The following is a 16856-nucleotide window of genomic DNA, read 5'->3' as shown; positions in this document are numbered from 1 at the left end:
GCAAGCCGCCGGAAGCTTCCGCCCAGCAGGTCAGTGGCGAACCAGGTCTTCCAGGTGATCGATGATGTCGTCGGGTTTCAGCACCAGGACATCGCTTTCCAGCGTATCGAGCACCACTTCCGCGGTATTGCCCATCAACGCACCGGAGAAGCCGGTACGGGCCACGGTGCCGATGACCGTCACCACCGCCTTGAGCCGTTGGCAGACCCGGGGGATCAGGGCATCGGCCGGGCCTTCCTCGACATGCAGTTGCGCATCGGGAATGCCGTACTCGGCCTGGAACTGCTTGCAGGCCTCGCGATAGCGCGCCTCGATGGTTTCCTTGAGCTGGAAGGCCGGGTCGGCCGCCGAAAGCATGGCGGAGGGATGGGCGCTGATGACGTGCAGCTTGCCATCGGCCAGGCTGGCTATTTCATAGCCGTGGTTGACGATGGTGGCATGCAGGGTGCGATGTTCCAGGTCGGAGTTGCCGACATCGACTGCCGCGAGGATATTGCCGCCCGTCCAAGGGGTATCGGTTTTCACCATCAACACCGGGCACGGGCAGTAGCGCAGCAGCTTCCAGTCCTCGGGGGTGAGCAGGGCGCGCTTCAGCGGGTTGTCCGGCACGTGCTGCTTGATCACCAGGCCGCAGCCTTCCTCCTGTTGCACGGTGATGATGGTCTGGTGGAGATTGTCATGCCAGGCCTGTTGTGTGGTGACCTGATGCCCTTCGCTTTCCAGCTGCTCGCGCAGCGAGTCCAGGTAGGCGTCGTGATCATGCTTGCCGTCGCACACCAGCAGGTGCAGGCGAGACTGGCTCACGCTGGAAATCAGGCGTGCGCGCTTCAGGGCCAGCGCTTGCGGCTGGTTCGGGTCGATTACCACGAGGATGCAGCGAATGGCTTGCATGATCGGCTCCATTTCCTTTACGGGTTGCTCAACTATAGACAAGCCTGCGACACGGGCCGTGATGTAAATCAAACCAGGCTGGCCGGGACGCGCGGCATTCGTATAATGCCCGCCCGCGGCGAATCCCCTCATGTTCGCGCTGGCTTATTTTGTTTGTGAATACCAAGGATTCGCCATGTTCTCCGATCTGAACGATTTTCTCGGTTGTGCCACGCCCGCCGCCTGGGTGGATGCTGCGTTGCAGAACCAGGACGTGATGCTGATCGATCACGGCAATTGCGAGAAGAAGGCCGCCGGCACGGCATTCCAGTTGATGTTCCGCTATGTCGACAAGCCCGACCTGCAGAACAAGATGTCGCGCCTGGCGCGCGAGGAGCTGCGCCATTTCGAGCAGGTGCTGGCGATCATTCGCAAGCGTGCGATCGTCCTGCGCAACGTCGGCTCTTCCCGCTATGCGGCGGGGTTGCGCGAGTTGGTGCGCAATCATGAACCCTATCGGCTGAGCGATACCCTGGTGATCGGCGCCTTCATCGAGGCGCGCTCCTGCGAGCGCTTCGCCATGCTGGTGCCGCATCTGGATGAAGAGCTGGGCAAGTTCTACAGCGGCTTGCTCAAGTCCGAGGCGCGGCACTTCCAGGATTACCTGAAGCTGGCCTACCTTTATGGCGCTGCGACGGATGTGGACGCGACTATCCTGAAGGTGCGCGAGCGCGAGCGTGAACTCATCGAAAGCCCCGACAGCGAGTTCCGCTTCCATAGCGGAGTGCCGCTGGCGGTCTAGGGGCTGTTCCCGTTTCGTGCGCGCGATGGATGGGAGCGGCTCTAAGTGACATCCAGCTCGAACGGCGCCTGGTGAAAGCCGCTGGCATCCACCTGCAGCGCCCAGCCTTGCCGGTCCCAGTCGCCGAGCACGATGCGCCGGGCCGGCTGTCCGTCGAGTTCCAGCTCATGCACTGCCGGACGATGGGTGTGGCCGTGGATCAGCGTGCGGACACCGTATTTGTTCAGGGTGCGTGGAATCTCGTCGGGCGTGACGTCGACGATGTCGCTGGCCTTCATGCGGGTTTGCGTACGGCTTTCGTTGCGCAGCTTGCGTGCCAGTTTCTTGCGCGTGGCCAACGGCAGGTTGCGCAGGATGAACAGACTGAGCGGGTTGCGCAGCAGGCGGCGCAGGCGCATGTAACCCAGGTCGCGGGTACACAGGCTGTCGCCATGCATCAGCAGGACGCGCTCGCCATCGAGCTCGACCACCGTGGGGTCGGCCAGCAGTTCGCAACCGGCCTCGCGGCAGAAGCCCTTGCCGAGCATGAAGTCGCGATTGCCGTGCATCAGGTAGATGCGCGTGCCGCGATCGCTCAGGGCGCGCAGCGCCTGGGCGATCGAGCGCTGGAAGGGCGTCATGGCGTCGTCGCCGATCCAGACTTCGAAGAAGTCGCCGAGGATGTACAGCGCTTCGGCCTGGCTGGCACGTGCCTCGAGAAAATGCAGAAACGCCCGGGTGATGTCCGGGCGTTCCTCTTCGAGATGCAGATCCGAGATCAGCAGGATCACTCGCAGGTCACTCGACGATCTCGGCCTTCTCGATCACCACGTCGTCCACCGGAACGTCCTGGTGGCCGGACTTCATGGTGGTGGCCACGCCCTTGATCTTCTCGACCACGTCCATGCCGTCGGTCACTTCGCCGAACACCGCGTAGCCCCAGCCCTGGACGGTGGGCGCGCTGTGGTCGAGGAAGTCGTTGTCCTTGACGTTGATGAAGAACTGCGCGGAGGCCGAGTGCGGCTCCATGGTACGGGCCATGGCCAGGGTGCCGGTCTTGTTCGACAGGCCGTTGTTGGCCTCGTTCTTGATCGGTGCGCGGGTTGCCTTCTGCTTCATGCCGGGCTCGAAACCGCCGCCCTGGATCATGAAGTTGCTGATCACGCGGTGGAAGATGGTGCCGTCGTAGTGGCCGCTCTTCACGTATTCCTTGAAGTTGGCGGTGGTTTCCGGGGCCTTGTCTTCGAACAGCTGGACGGTGATTACGCCGTAGTTGGTGTGCAGTTTGATCATCGGGGAGGGATTCCGTTTTCGTTGGGCAGGCCAAGTGCGGGATGGGCCGCTGCAAGGGTCGTCGATAGCGGGTGCCGTCAGCCGCTGATGGCATTCGCTGGTGGGCGCTTTGCTCTGTCAGGGGGGTGACGGGTCCGCTATGATAGGCGCTTTGATTTGGTCGGCCTACCCTGAGAGAGTATTTGCAAGCTACTGTGCTCGGCCATGCGGCGTTGAACCCAGCCTCGAAATGCTCATGTACAACTTTGTGCATTCCGCCTTTTCGGCTGATTGACTCGCCAGCGCTCGCCCTTCGGCTGTTACTCCCGTTGATCGTTGCGCCTTGCCTGACCATCGCTCGCTACTTTGTGTAAAACCTCTCCAAGCCGCACACTCGCTGATCGTTAAGGACACCATGAGCAAGCCCGAGACTCCTGCCGCAAGCAACTTTCTTCGTCCGATCGTCCAGGCCGACCTGGATTCCGGCAAGCACGCCAAGATCGTCACCCGCTTTCCGCCGGAGCCCAACGGCTACCTGCACATCGGCCATGCCAAGTCGATCTGCCTGAACTTCGGCCTGGCACAGGAGTTCGGTGGCGAGTGCAACCTGCGCTTCGACGACACCAATCCGGCCAAGGAAGACCAGGAGTACATCGACGCGATCAAGAGCGACGTGCAGTGGCTGGGCTTCCAGTGGGCGGGTGAGGAGCGTTACGCCTCCGATTATTTCGATCAGTTGCACGCGTGGGCGGTTCACCTGATCGAGACCGGCAAGGCCTACGTCTGCGACCTGACGCCCGAACAGGCGCGCGAGTACCGCGGCAGCCTGACCGAGCCGGGCAAGAACAGTCCGTTCCGCGAGCGCAGCGTGGCGGAGAACCTCGACCTGTTCGCGCGGATGAAGGCCGGCGAGTTCCCGGATGGCGCCAGGGCGCTGCGGGCGAAGATCGACATGGCCTCGCCCAACATGAACCTGCGCGACCCGATCCTCTACCGCATTCGCCACGCCCATCACCACCAGACCGGCGACAAGTGGTGCATCTATCCGAGCTACGACTTCACCCATGGCCAGTCGGACGCCATCGAGGGCGTCACCCACTCGATCTGCACCCTGGAGTTCGAGGATCACCGTCCGCTCTATGAATGGTTCCTGGCCAACCTGCCGGTGCCGGCCCAGCCGCGCCAGTACGAATTCGCCCGGCTCAACCTGAACTACACCATCACCAGCAAGCGCAAGCTCAAGCAACTGGTCGACGAGAAGCACGTGAGCGGCTGGGACGATCCGCGCATGTCGACGCTGTCGGGTTTCCGCCGCCGCGGCTATACGCCGGCCTCGATCCGCAATTTCTGCGACATGATCGGCGTGAACCGCGCCGGCGGCGTGGTGGATATCGGCATGCTGGAGTTCGCCATCCGCGAAGACCTCGACGCCAATGCGGCGCGCGCCATGTGCGTGCTCAGGCCGCTGAAGGTGGTGATCACCAACTATCCCGAGGGCCAGGTCGAGAGCCTCGAGCTGCCGCGTCATCCCAAGCAGGACATGGGGGTGCGCGTGCTGCCGTTCGGTCGCGAGATCTACATCGACGCCGGCGACTTCGAAGAGGTCCCGCCGGCCGGCTACAAGCGCCTGGTCCCGGGCGGCGAGGTACGCCTGCGCGGCAGCTACGTGATTCGCGCCGACGAGGCGATCAAGGATGCCGAAGGCAATATCGTCGAGCTGCGCTGCAGCTATGACGAGAACACCCTGGGCAAGAACCCCGAGGGGCGCAAGGTCAAGGGCGTGATCCACTGGGTGCCGGCCGCCGAGAGCGTCGAGTGCGAGGTGCGCCTGTACGATCGGCTGTTCCGTTCCGCCAATCCGGAGAAGGACGAGGAGGGCGGCAGCTTCCTCGATAACATCAACCCCGAGTCGCTGGTGCTGCTGCGCGGCTGCCGCGCCGAGCCGTCGCTGGCCAATGCCGCCCCGGAAGAGCGCTTCCAGTTCGAGCGCGAAGGCTACTTCTGCGCCGACCTCAAGGACAGCCGGCCCGGCGCTCCCGTGTTCAACCGCACCGTCACGCTGCGTGACTCCTGGGGTCAATGATGGCGTTGACGATCTACAACACCCTGAGCAAGAACAAGGAAGTCTTCAAGCCGCTGGAAGATAACCGGGTGCGTATGTATGTGTGTGGCATGACCGTCTACGACTTTTGCCACATCGGCCACGCGCGGGTGATGGTGGCTTTCGATGTGGTCACTCGCTGGCTGCGCCATCGCGGCTACGACGTCACCTATGTGCGCAATATCACCGACATCGATGACAAGATCATCCGCCGTGCCAACGAGAACGGCGAGCCGTTCGAGGCGCTGGTCGAACGCATGATCGCCGCCATGCACGAGGACGAGGCGCGCCTCAACGTGCTGCGCCCGGACCTCGAGCCGCGAGCCACGGCTCATATCGGCGGCATGTTCACTATGATCCAGACCCTGATCGACAAGGGCTATGCCTATGCGCCGGGCAATGGCGACGTCTACTATCGCGTCGGCAAGTTCGCCGGCTACGGCAAGCTGTCGCGGCGCAGGATCGAGGACCTGAAGATCGGCGCGCGCATCGAGGTCGACGAGGCCAAGGAGGATCCGCTTGATTTCGTCCTGTGGAAGGGCGCCAAGCCGGGCGAGCCGAGCTGGCAGTCGCCCTGGGGGCTCGGTCGGCCGGGCTGGCATATCGAGTGCTCGGTGATGTCCACCTGCTGCCTGGGCGAGACCTTCGACATCCATGGCGGCGGCCCGGACCTGGTGTTCCCGCACCACGAGAATGAGATCGCCCAGAGCGAGGCGGCTACCGGCAAGTTGTATGCCAACGCCTGGATGCACGCCGGCGCGGTGCGCGTCGACGGCGAGAAGATGTCCAAGAGCCTCGGCAACTTCTTCACCATCCGCGAGGTGCTGGAGAAGTACCACCCCGAGGTGGTGCGCTACCTGCTGGTGTCCAGCCACTACCGCAGCCCGATCAACTACTCCGAGGACAGCCTGCGCGAGGCCAGGGGCGCCCTGGAGCGCTTCTACAACGGCCTCAAGGGCCTGCCGGACGCGATGCCTGCCGGGGGTGAGGAGTTCGTCGCGCGCTTCGCCGCGGCGATGGACGATGACTTCAACTCGCCGGAAGCCTGTGCGGTGCTGTTCGAGATGATCCGCGAGGTCAACCGCCTGCGCGAGAGCGACCTCGCCGCCGCCGCCGCGCTGGCCGCGCGCCTCAAGGAACTGGCCGGCGTGCTCGGTGTGCTGCAGCTCGAGCCGGAGGCTTTCCTGCAGGCCGGTGCGACAGGGAGGGTCGATGCGGCCGAGGTCGAGGCACTGATCGCTGCGCGCCTGCAGGCGCGTGCCGAGAAGAACTGGGCGGAATCCGACCGTATTCGCGACCAGCTCGCCGCCATGGGCGTGGTGCTGGAAGACGGCAAGGGCGGAACGACCTGGCGCCTGGCCGAATGAGTTGAATGCAAACAAGAACGGCACCGAAAGGTGCCGTTCTTGTTTCTGGCGTCTGGCGCCGGTTTAGCCGTGCAGGTGCTCGGCTGCGTGCAGAGTGTTTTCCAGTAGGCAGGCGCGGGTCATCGGGCCGACACCGCCCGGCACCGGCGTGATCCAGGCGGCGCGCTCACGGGCCGGCTCGAACTCCACGTCGCCCAGCAGGCGGCCATCGGCCTGGCGGTTGATGCCGACGTCGATGACGATGGCGCCAGGCTTGATCCATTCACCCTTGACCAGACCGGTGATGCCGGTGGCCACCACGACCAGGTCGGCACGCTTGACGTGCTCGGCAAGGTCGCGGGTGAAGCGATGGGTTACGGTGGTGGTGCAGCCGGCCAGCAGCAGCTCCAGCGCCATGGGCCGGCCGACGATGTTCGAAGCACCGACAACGACCGCGTCCAGGCCATGCAGGTCGATCCCGGTGCTTTCCAGCAGGGTCATGATGCCTTTCGGCGTGCAGGGGCGCAGCAGTGGCATGCGCTGGGCGAGGCGACCGACGTTGTAGGGATGGAAACCGTCCACGTCCTTGTCGGGGCGGATACGCTCCAGCAGTTGCGAGGCGTCGAGCTGCCGGGGCAGTGGCAGTTGAACGAGGATGCCGTCGATGGTCGGGTCGTCGTTGAGCCGATCGATCAGTGCCAGCAGGTCTTCCTGGCGGGTATCGGCGGGAAGGTCGTGGGCGATGGAGTTGAAGCCCACTTCTTCGCAGTCCTTGCGCTTGTGCGCTACGTATACCTGGGAGGCTGGGTCGCTACCTACCAGGATCACCGCCAGGCCCGGCGCGCGAAGCCCCTGAGCGCGGCGCTCGGCAACACGGCTGGAGATTTGTTGGCGAATATTGGCAGCGATCGTTTTACCGTCGATCAGTTGTGCGGTCATGACGCTTGGTTAACCACCGGAAAGGATTTAGAAAGGACGCGTATTCTCGCATGCCGTGGCGAGACGGCAAAGGCGAAGCGCTGGGTAGCATTCGTAACTCCTTTATCTAACTGAAATTTTTTTAATTCTGGTGTTGACGAGTGTGCGCCGCCTCTATAACATTCGCCCCGCTTGTCGAGCACAGCCTGCTGCTGGGTAAGATGGCTTTCGAAGGGGGTGACTTCTTCTGCGGCCGGAGCTTCAAGTCTGCGCTCCGCACAGAATGCAGATAAGAGCGCCCGTAGCTCAGCTGGATAGAGCATCCGCCTTCTAAGTGGATGGTCGCAGGTTCGAGTCCTGCCGGGTGCGCCATTTCGGGCTCTGGCACAAGCAAAGTGAAATATGGTGGGCGTAGCTCAGTTGGTAGAGCACAGGATTGTGGCTCCTGGTGTCGAGGGTTCGATCCCCTTCGTCCACCCCATATTCCAGAAAACGCCAGGCGCTGCCTGGCGTTTTCGTTTGAAACCCCGCTTGGCGGACGTGGTGAAATTGGTAGACACACCAGATTTAGGTTCTGGCGCCGCAAGGTGTGAGAGTTCGAGTCTCTCCGTCCGCACCATGTAATCAGCTGAAAGCCCCGGATTCCGGGGCTTTCGCGTTTCTGGGGCAGGCGAATGGGTCTGGAGGGTGTCGCGGTTCGCTCGGCAGGGGCGGTGAGCCGCTTTTGCGCGGCGCGCGGCCTTGTCGAGCCTGTCGGCGGGCTCTCTTCGTTCTTCTCCGGGCGGGGTGACTTCTGTCAATCGAGCTACTAGAATGCTTGCCCATTCTGGGGCCGGAACGCCCGGCTTATGTCTGTGCAACGAGGAAAATCCATGCAAGTTTCTGTTGAAAGCACCTCCGCTCTTGAGCGCCGCATGACCATTGGCGTGCCGGTCGAGCGCATCGAGACCGAAGTCAACAAGCGTCTGCAACAGACCGCCAGCCGTGCCAAGATTCCAGGTTTCCGCCCCGGCAAGGTGCCGATGAGCGTGATTCGCCAGCGTTACGAAGAGGCCGCTCGTCAGGAAGCCCTGGGTGATCTGATCCAGGCGACCTTCTATGAAGCCATCGTTGCCGAGAAGCTGAACCCGGCCGGTGCACCGTCCGTCGAACCGAAGGTGTTCGAGAAGGGCAAGGATCTCGAGTACGTCGCGACTTTCGAAGTGTTCCCCGAATTCGAAGTCGCAGGCTTCGAGGCCATCGAGATCGAGCGTCTGCAGGCCGAGGTGGTCGACGCCGACGTCGACAACATGCTGGAAATCCTGCGCAAGCAGAACACCCGCTTCGAGAACGTCGAGCGTGCCGCCGAAAACGGCGACCAGGTGAACATCGACTTCGTTGGCAAAATCGACGGTGAGGTCTTCGCCGGTGGTTCGGCCAAGGGCACCCAGCTGGTGCTGGGCTCGGGGCGCATGATCCCCGGTTTCGAAGAAGCGCTGGTCGGCGCCAAGACCGGCGAAGAGCGCGTGATCACCCCGACTTTCCCCGAGGATTACCAGAACCTCGACCTGGCCGGCAAGACCGCCGAGTTCACTGTGACCGTCAACAGCGTCGCGGCTCCCCAGCTGCCGGAACTGAATGACGACTTCTTCACCCAGTTCGGCGTTCAGGAAGGCGGCGTCGAAGGCTTCCGGGCCGAAGTGAAGAAGAACATGGAGCGCGAACTGCGCCAGGCCATCAAGACCAAGGTGAAGAACCAGGTGATGGAAGGGCTGGTCGCCGGCAACCCGATCGAAGTGCCCAAGGCGCTCATCGACAACGAGGTCAACCGTCTGCGCGCACAGGCTGTTCAGCAGTTCGGTGGCAACATCAAGCCCGACCAGCTGCCGGCCGACCTCTTCCAGGAACAGGCCAAGCGCCGTGTGGTGCTCGGCCTGATCGTCGCCGAAGTGGTCAAGCAGAAGGAACTCAAGCCCGACGAGGCGCGTGTTCGTGAGCTGATCGAGGAAATGGCTTCGGCCTATCAGGAGCCGGAACAGGTCATCGCCTGGTACTACAAGAACGACGAGCAACTGAACGAAGTCCGTTCTGTTGTGCTCGAAGAACAAGTTGTGGATACTGTTCTGCAGCAGGCCAAGGTGACCGACAAGTCGGTCTCCTACGAGGAAGCCGTCAAGCCTGCGGAAGCCCCGCAAGCAGCCTGATTTCTTCAAACGTTCGAGTGCACAAACATAAGCCAGCCTCGCGCTGGCTTATGTCTTTTGAGGCATGACATAGGGAGTATCGTTGGAACATGTCCCGCAATCCTTTTATGCAAGCTCCGGACATTCAGGCCGCCGGTGGCCTGGTCCCGATGGTGATCGAGCAGTCCGCACGTGGTGAGCGCGCCTATGACATCTACTCCCGTCTCCTGAAGGAGCGGGTGATCTTCATGGTCGGCCAGGTCGAAGACTACATGGCCAACCTGATCGTCGCGCAGATGCTGTTCCTCGAGGCGGAAAACCCCGAGAAGGACATTCACCTCTACATCAACTCCCCGGGCGGCTCGGTGACTGCCGGCATGTCGGTCTACGACACCATGCAGTTCATCAAGCCGGACGTGTCGACCATCTGCATCGGCCAGGCCTGCTCCATGGGTGCCTTGCTGCTGGCCGGTGGTGCAGCCGGCAAGCGCTACTGCCTGCCGCACTCGCGCATGATGATCCACCAGCCGCTGGGTGGCTTCCAGGGCCAGGCTTCGGACATCGAAATCCATGCGCGTGAAATCCTCACCATCCGCGAGCGGCTGAACAAGGTGCTGGCCCATCACACCGGTCAGCCGCTGGACGTGATCGCCCGCGATACCGACCGCGACAACTTCATGAGTGGCGACGAGGCCGTCAAGTACGGGCTGATCGACCAGGTCCTGACGCAGCGCCAACTGGCCGTCTGATCTCCACAGCCTGCGATATCCGGCTGCCCCGTGGGCTTGAAAAAGCCCACGATTGCCTTCATCTTGTGTTTCAAGCCTTCCCGATTGGATCGATCGAATGACTGACACCCGCAACGGCGAGGATTCCGGCAAACTGCTCTATTGCTCTTTTTGCGGCAAAAGCCAGCATGAAGTACGCAAGTTGATCGCCGGGCCCTCCGTTTTCATCTGCGACGAGTGCGTCGACCTGTGCAACGACATCATCCGCGAGGAGGTGCAGGAGGCACAGGCCGAGAGCAGCGCGCACAAACTGCCCGCGCCCAAGGAGATCAGCGGCATTCTCGACCAGTACGTCATTGGTCAGGAACGCGCGAAGAAGATCCTGGCGGTGGCCGTTTACAACCATTACAAGCGCCTGAACCAGCGCGACAAGAAAGAAGAAGTCGAGCTGGGCAAGAGCAACATCCTGCTGATCGGTCCTACCGGTTCGGGCAAGACGCTGTTGGCCGAAACACTGGCTCGCCTGCTCAACGTTCCGTTCACTATCGCCGATGCGACCACCCTCACCGAGGCGGGCTACGTGGGCGAGGATGTCGAGAACATCATCCAGAAGCTGCTGCAGAAGTGCGACTACGATGTCGAGAAAGCCCAGATGGGCATCGTCTACATCGATGAAATCGACAAGATCTCACGCAAGTCCGACAACCCCTCGATCACCCGCGACGTCTCGGGCGAAGGCGTGCAGCAGGCATTGCTCAAGCTGATCGAGGGCACCGTGGCTTCCGTTCCGCCGCAGGGCGGGCGCAAGCATCCCCAGCAGGAGTTCCTGCAGGTCGATACGCGCAACATCCTGTTCATCTGTGGCGGTGCCTTCGCTGGCCTGGAGAAGGTGATCCAGGGGCGTTCGACCCAGGGTGGCATCGGTTTCAATGCCGAGGTGCGCAGCAAGGACCCGGGCAAGAAGATCGGCGAGGCGCTGCGTTCCGTCGAGCCGGACGACCTGGTCAAGTTCGGCCTGATCCCGGAATTCGTCGGCCGCCTGCCGGTGATCGCCACGCTCGACGAACTCGACGAGGCGGCATTGATCCAGATCCTTACCGAGCCGAAGAACGCGCTGACCAAGCAGTATGCCAAGCTGTTCGAGCTCGAGGGTGTGGACCTGGAGTTCCGCCCGGACGCGCTCAAGGCCGTGGCCCAGCGTGCGCTGGAACGCAAGACCGGTGCTCGTGGCCTGCGTTCGATTCTCGAGGGCGTGCTGCTGGATACCATGTACGACATTCCTTCGCAGAAGGATGTCAGCAAGGTGGTCATCGATGAAAGCGTGATCGAGGGCACGTCCCAGCCCCTGCTGATTTACGAGAACAGCGAACCGCCCGCCAAGGCTGCGCCTGAGGCGTGATAGAACGAAGGGGCCTGCGGGCCCCTTTGCATTTGTACCGTCTCCTTGTTTTTTGCAGGGCATGCCCTCATCTTTGCAGCAAGGGTGTTCCGTCCGTTTACCGCCGTATGGCCGTCGTAGAGCAGAATTTATGAAGACAACCATCGAATTGCCCCTCTTGCCGCTGCGCGATGTGGTGGTCTATCCACACATGGTGATACCGCTTTTCGTTGGCCGTGAAAAATCCATCGAAGCGCTCGAATCCGCCATGGCCGGCGATAAGCAGATCCTCCTGCTGGCCCAGAAGAACCCGGCCGACGATGATCCCGCCGAGGACGCGTTGTACCGTGTCGGTACGGTGGCCACCGTGCTGCAACTGCTCAAGCTGCCCGATGGCACGGTCAAGGTGCTGGTCGAGGGCGAGCAGCGCGGCGTCATCGAGCGTTTCCTCGAGGTGGACGACCATTGCCGTGCGGAAGTGGCGTTGATCGAGGAGTCCGAGGTCGAGGCGCGCGAGTCCGAGGTCTTCACTCGCAGCCTGCTCAGCCAGTTCGAGCAGTACGTGCAGCTGGGCAAGAAGGTTCCGGCCGAGGTGCTGTCGTCCCTCAGCAGCATCGACGAACCCGCGCGCCTGGTGGATACCATGGCGGCGCACATGGCGCTGAAGATCGAGCAGAAGCAGGAAATCCTCGAGATTACCGAGCTGCCCGCTCGTGTCGAGCATGTCCTGGCGTTGCTGGATGCCGAGATCGACTTGCTGCAGGTCGAAAAGCGCATTCGCGGGCGCGTGAAGAAGCAGATGGAGCGCAGCCAGCGCGAGTACTACCTGAATGAGCAGATGAAGGCCATTCAGAAGGAGCTGGGCGACATCGACGAAGGCCACAACGAGATCGATGATCTCAAGAAGCGCATCGAGAATGCCGGCTTGAGCAAGGATGCCTACGCCAAGGCCCAGGCCGAGCTCAACAAGCTCAAGCAGATGTCGCCGATGTCGGCCGAAGCCACGGTGGTCCGCACCTATATCGACTGGCTGGTGAACGTGCCGTGGAAGGCAGCGAGCAAGGTACGCCTGGACTTGGGCAAGGCCGAGGAAGTGCTCGATGCCGACCACTACGGCCTGGAAGAGGTCAAGGATCGCATCCTCGAATACCTCGCGGTGCAGAAGCGGGTCAAGAAGCTCAAGGGGCCGGTGCTCTGCCTGGTCGGCCCGCCCGGTGTCGGCAAGACCTCGCTGGCCGAATCCATCGCGCGTTCGACCAATCGCAAGTTCGTGCGCATGGCCTTGGGTGGCGTGCGTGACGAGGCCGAGATCCGCGGGCACCGGCGCACTTATATCGGCTCCATGCCGGGGCGCCTGATCCAGAAGATGACCAAGGTCGGCGTGCGCAACCCGCTGTTCCTGCTCGACGAGATCGACAAGATGGGCAGCGACATGCGTGGCGATCCCGCCTCGGCGCTGCTCGAGGTGCTCGATCCGGAGCAGAACCACAATTTCAACGACCACTATCTGGAGGTCGATTACGACCTTTCGGATGTCATGTTCCTCTGTACCGCCAACTCGATGAACATTCCGGCGCCGTTGCTCGATCGCATGGAAGTCATTCGCCTGCCGGGCTACACCGAGGACGAGAAGGTCAACATCGCCACCCGCTACCTGGCGCCCAAGCAGATCCAGGCCAACGGCCTGAAGAAGGGGGAGGTGGAGTTCGAGGAAGCGGCGATTCGCGACATCATCCGCTACTACACGCGCGAGGCCGGTGTGCGCAGCCTGGAACGCCAGCTCGCCAAGGTCTGCCGCAAGGTGGTCAAGGAACATGCTGCGCAGAAGCGCTTCCAGGTGACGGTGGGTGCCGACTCGCTGGAGCATTTCCTTGGTGTGCGCAAGTTCCGCTATGGGCTTGCCGAGCTTCAGGATCAGGTGGGGCAGGTGACCGGACTGGCCTGGACCCAGGTTGGTGGCGAACTGCTCACCATCGAGGCGGCGGTGGTGCCTGGCAAGGGGCGGCTGACCAAGACCGGCTCGCTCGGTGAAGTCATGGGCGAATCGATCACTGCGGCGCTGACCGTGGTGCGCAGTCGCGCGACGAGCCTGGGAATTGCCGTGGATTTCCATGAAAAGCAGGACATCCACATTCATGTTCCCGAAGGGGCCACCCCGAAGGATGGGCCGAGCGCGGGTATCGGCATGTGTACCGCGCTGGTTTCTGCGTTGACCCAGATTCCGGTGCGCGCCGATGTCGCAATGACAGGCGAAATCACCTTGCGTGGGCAAGTCCTGGCCATTGGCGGATTAAAGGAAAAATTACTTGCCGCGCATCGTGGCGGTATCAAGACGGTGATCATCCCGGAAGAAAATCAGCGTGATCTGAAAGAGATTCCTGAAAATATTAAGCAGGACCTGCAGATTAAACCGGTGAAGTGGATTGACGAGGTCCTGCAAATTGCGCTGCAATACGCGCCGGAGCCCTTGCCCGATGCGGCTCCTGAGATTGTTGCAAAGGACGACAAGCGCGAGCCTGATTCCAAGGAGCGAATCAGCACGCATTAGTCTGGAAGGTATCGTTGACACATTTTCGAGGCCCTTGTTTAATCGGCCTCTTGTGTCAGTGCCATTCCAGCACCGCTTTGCTTACACCCGAAAATTAAAGATACGACTCAACAGAAATTAAGGGGACTTAGAGTGAACAAGTCGGAACTGATCGATGCCATCGCTGCATCTGCTGATATCCCAAAAGCTGTTGCTGGCCGCGCGCTGGATGCAGTGATCGAATCCGTCACCGGCGCCCTGAAGGCTGGTGATTCCGTGGTACTGGTTGGTTTCGGTACTTTCGCCGTCAAGGAGCGCGCTGCACGCACCGGCCGCAACCCGCAGACCGGCAAGCCGATCAACATCGCTGCCGCCAAGATCCCGGGTTTCAAAGCTGGCAAGGCTCTGAAAGACGCTGTCAACTAAGCGTTTTTCTACCCGGCCAGTCAGCTAGCGCTGCTCTGGCGGGGCGGTTGTCGAGCAGGCTCGCCTGTTCAGTCCGGCTTGGGGGAATAAGCCCAACCGCTCCAAAAGCTCCGAGAAGGCGCATCCCTGGATGCGCCTTTCTTTTATCCGGTTTCCACCCGCGTTGCGCACGCGCCGCAGACTCCTGGGGGTCGCATGCTTCAGAACATCAGGGACAATTCACAAGGCTGGATTGCCAAAACCATCATCGGCGTCATTGTGGTGCTGTTGGCGCTGACCGGTTTCGACGCCATCTTCAACGCCGTCAGCAATGGCCAGAATGCCGCAGAGGTCAATGGAGAGGAAATCTCCCGCTATGACCTCGAGCAGGCCATGAACATGCAGCGTCGCCAGTTGGCCCAGCAACTGGGCAGGGACTTCGATCCCTCCTTGCTGGATGACAAAATGCTGCGTGATTCGGCATTGGGTTCGCTGGTCGATCGCATGCTGCTCCTGCAAGGCGCCAAGCGCGCAGATTTTGCATTCTCTCGTGAGGCACTGGATCAGCTGATCCTGCAGACGCCCGAGTTCCAGGTCGATGGGACGTTCAATTCGGCGCGCTTCGATCAGGTGATCCAGCAGATGGGCTACTCGCGTCTGCAGTTCCGTCAGCTGCTCGAACAGGAAATGCTGATCGGGCAGCTGCGTGCCGGTATCTCCGGCACCGGTTTCGTGACCGATCAGCAGGTCGAGGACTTTGCCCGCCTGGAAATGCAGACCCGTGATTTCGCCACGCTGACCGTGCCGGCCCGGCATGAGGCGGTGGAAGTCGGCGATGAGCAGATTCGCGAGTATTACGAGGCGAATGCCGAGCGTTTCCGTACGCCGGAACAGGTCGTCGTCGAATACGTCGAGCTGAAGAAAGAAGCCTTCTTCGACCAGGTCGAGACCTCGGACGAGGAGCTGCAGGAACTCTATCAGAAGCAGATCGCCAACCTGGCCGAGCAACGCCGGGCCGCGCACATTCTCGTCGAGACCGGCGGCGAACTGAGCGACGCCGAGGCCAAGGCGAAGATCGAGGAGATTGCCGCGAAGGTTCAGGCTGGTGAAGACTTCGCCGCGCTGGCCAAGCAGTATTCCCAGGATCCGGGTTCTGCCAACGAAGGAGGGGATCTGGGCTTCGCCGGCCCGGGTGTCTACGATCCGGCGTTCGAAGAGGCGCTTTATGCGCTGCAGGAGGGTGAGGTTTCCGCGCCGGTACAGTCGGAGTTCGGCTGGCATATCATCAAGCTGCTGGGCGTCCAGTCGCCGGAAGTCCCCTCGTTCGAGAGCATGAAGCCGGAGCTGGTACGCGAACTCAAGGCCCAGCAGGTCGAGCAGCGTTTCGTCGAAGTCAGCAAGCAGTTGGAAGACTCCGCATTCGAAGCTTCCGACCTGGCCCAGCCGGCCCAGGAACTGGGGCTAGAGGTGCAGACCACGACAGCCTTCGGGCGCGAGGGTGGCGACGGCATTGCCGCCAACCGCCAGGTCATCCAGGCGGCGTTCAGCGAGGAGGTACTGGTGGATGGGGCCAACAGCGGCGTCATCGAACTGGACCCCGATACCGCCATCGCGCTGCGCGTCAAGGAGCACCTGGAGCCTGCGCCGATACCATTGGCCGACGTGCGCGACAGCATCGTCCAGCAACTACAGCGCGCCCAGGCTGCCGAGAAAGCTCGCAGCGCAGGCGAAGAGCTGCTGGCGCAACTCCGTGAGGGACAGCAGCCCGAGGGGCAATGGCAGGCTGTCGAAGCAGCTACCCGCAGCCAGGAGGGTGTCGCCCCGGCGTTGCTCCAGGCCGTATTTCGCATGCCCCGTCCCGAGCAACAGGACAAGCCGAGCTATGCCGGTGTGTCCCTGGGCAATGGTGACTATGTCGTGGTGCGTCTGAGCGGCGTCAACGAGCCCGAGGCGGCGCTGTCGGAGGCGGAGAAGCAGAACTATCGCCGCTTCCTGGCTTCGCGTATCGGGCAGCAGGATTTCGCGTCCTATCGCCAGAAGCTGCATGCCGAGGCGGATATCGAGCGATTCTGAGTCGGTTATGCCCCGATAGCCTGCTGCATGCGCAGTAGGTCGGGGCAGGGAGTTAGCTGAGGCGCGAAGCGGCCAAGCCCGACACATTCATGCCGTACCCGTTGGGCTTCGCCATGCTCAGCGCCAACCTGCCGGTGCGTAACGTTTGGCCATGGGCGAGAGCTCAACGTAAGCGTCCAGCCAAGTCATCTTCCGAAGCTGTATCACATGGTGCACGGGTAGGCTGTATCACATGCTGCACGCCTACTCTGTATCACACGCTGCACGCATAAAAATCAGTGCGAGACTATTACGG

Annotated in this window: 13 protein-coding genes and 3 tRNA genes; 12 read left to right on the top strand and 4 right to left on the bottom strand. The window is 61.9% G+C overall.

Annotated elements, in window-relative coordinates:
• Nucleotides 1–30: 30 nt before the first annotated feature.
• Complete coding sequence (locus tag CXK94_RS09135; RefSeq protein ID WP_102894302.1) at nt 31–891, bottom strand: universal stress protein; 861 nt, start codon at nt 889–891, stop codon at nt 31–33.
• 175 nt (nt 892–1066) lie between these two features.
• Between CXK94_RS09135 and CXK94_RS09130 the strand changes: the two genes are divergently transcribed.
• Nucleotides 1067–1672 carry a tRNA-(ms[2]io[6]A)-hydroxylase gene (locus CXK94_RS09130; RefSeq protein WP_102894086.1) on the top strand — a complete coding sequence of 202 codons (606 nt, stop codon included), beginning with the start codon at nt 1067–1069 and terminating at the stop codon, nt 1670–1672.
• 41 nt (nt 1673–1713) lie between these two features.
• Here the strand turns inward: CXK94_RS09130 and lpxH are convergent, their stop codons facing one another.
• Nucleotides 1714–2442 carry a UDP-2,3-diacylglucosamine diphosphatase gene (gene lpxH / locus CXK94_RS09125; RefSeq protein WP_102894085.1) on the bottom strand — a complete coding sequence of 243 codons (729 nt, stop codon included), beginning with the start codon at nt 2440–2442 and terminating at the stop codon, nt 1714–1716.
• Between the two features lie 7 nt (nt 2443–2449).
• Nucleotides 2450–2944 carry a peptidylprolyl isomerase gene (locus tag CXK94_RS09120; RefSeq protein WP_037037288.1) on the bottom strand — a complete coding sequence of 165 codons (495 nt, stop codon included), beginning with the start codon at nt 2942–2944 and terminating at the stop codon, nt 2450–2452.
• Between the two features lie 394 nt (nt 2945–3338).
• Between CXK94_RS09120 and CXK94_RS09115 the strand changes: the two genes are divergently transcribed.
• Nucleotides 3339–5006 carry a glutamine--tRNA ligase/YqeY domain fusion protein gene (locus tag CXK94_RS09115; RefSeq protein ID WP_102894084.1) on the top strand — a complete coding sequence of 556 codons (1668 nt, stop codon included), beginning with the start codon at nt 3339–3341 and terminating at the stop codon, nt 5004–5006.
• Entirely contained in the window at nt 5006–6391 is a 1386-nt protein-coding gene (cysS, locus tag CXK94_RS09110) for a cysteine--tRNA ligase (RefSeq protein ID WP_102894083.1), read from the top strand. The genes CXK94_RS09115 and cysS overlap by 1 nt, the downstream gene beginning before the upstream one ends.
• A gap of 63 nt (nt 6392–6454) precedes the next feature.
• Here cysS and folD read toward each other — a convergent pair whose 3' ends face one another.
• Nucleotides 6455–7309, bottom strand: coding sequence for a bifunctional methylenetetrahydrofolate dehydrogenase/methenyltetrahydrofolate cyclohydrolase FolD (gene folD / locus CXK94_RS09105; RefSeq protein ID WP_102894082.1), 855 nt, complete (start codon nt 7307–7309; stop codon nt 6455–6457).
• 274 nt (nt 7310–7583) lie between these two features.
• Here folD and CXK94_RS09100 point away from each other — a divergent pair.
• From CXK94_RS09100 to CXK94_RS09060, 9 genes are all read left to right on the top strand, one after another.
• Nucleotides 7584–7660 (top strand) — tRNA-Arg (locus CXK94_RS09100).
• Between the two features lie 33 nt (nt 7661–7693).
• A tRNA-His gene (locus tag CXK94_RS09095) sits at nt 7694–7769 on the top strand.
• Nucleotides 7770–7822: 53 nt separating this feature from the next.
• Nucleotides 7823–7907 (top strand) — tRNA-Leu (locus tag CXK94_RS09090).
• 253 nt (nt 7908–8160) lie between these two features.
• Nucleotides 8161–9471: a trigger factor gene (gene tig, locus CXK94_RS09085; protein WP_102894081.1), complete on the top strand. Its 1311-nt coding sequence runs from the start codon at nt 8161–8163 to the stop codon at nt 9469–9471.
• A gap of 89 nt (nt 9472–9560) precedes the next feature.
• Nucleotides 9561–10199: an ATP-dependent Clp endopeptidase proteolytic subunit ClpP gene (gene clpP / locus CXK94_RS09080; protein ID WP_102894080.1), complete on the top strand. Its 639-nt coding sequence runs from the start codon at nt 9561–9563 to the stop codon at nt 10197–10199.
• Between the two features lie 97 nt (nt 10200–10296).
• Nucleotides 10297–11577, top strand: a complete 1281-nt coding sequence (gene clpX / locus CXK94_RS09075; protein WP_102894079.1) for an ATP-dependent Clp protease ATP-binding subunit ClpX — start codon at nt 10297–10299, stop codon at nt 11575–11577.
• A 130-nt stretch (nt 11578–11707) separates the two neighbouring features.
• The gene (lon, locus tag CXK94_RS09070) at nt 11708–14104 is read left to right on the top strand and encodes an endopeptidase La (protein ID WP_102894078.1); all 2397 of its coding nucleotides are present in this window, start codon (nt 11708–11710) and stop codon (nt 14102–14104) included.
• Nucleotides 14105–14236: 132 nt separating this feature from the next.
• The gene (gene hupB / locus CXK94_RS09065; RefSeq protein WP_003282502.1) at nt 14237–14509 is read left to right on the top strand and encodes a nucleoid-associated protein HU-beta; all 273 of its coding nucleotides are present in this window, start codon (nt 14237–14239) and stop codon (nt 14507–14509) included.
• Between the two features lie 195 nt (nt 14510–14704).
• Nucleotides 14705–16561 (top strand): SurA N-terminal domain-containing protein, encoded by a 1857-nt coding sequence (locus CXK94_RS09060; RefSeq protein WP_102894077.1) that lies wholly within the window; start codon nt 14705–14707, stop codon nt 16559–16561.
• The last annotated feature ends 295 nt before the right edge of the window (nt 16562–16856 follow it).

The organism is Stutzerimonas stutzeri, from assembly GCF_002890915.1.
Taxonomy (GTDB): domain Bacteria; phylum Pseudomonadota; class Gammaproteobacteria; order Pseudomonadales; family Pseudomonadaceae; genus Stutzerimonas; species Stutzerimonas stutzeri_AF.
Note: the sequence above shows the minus strand (reverse complement) of the source record. Positions and strands in the feature narration are given on the sequence as shown.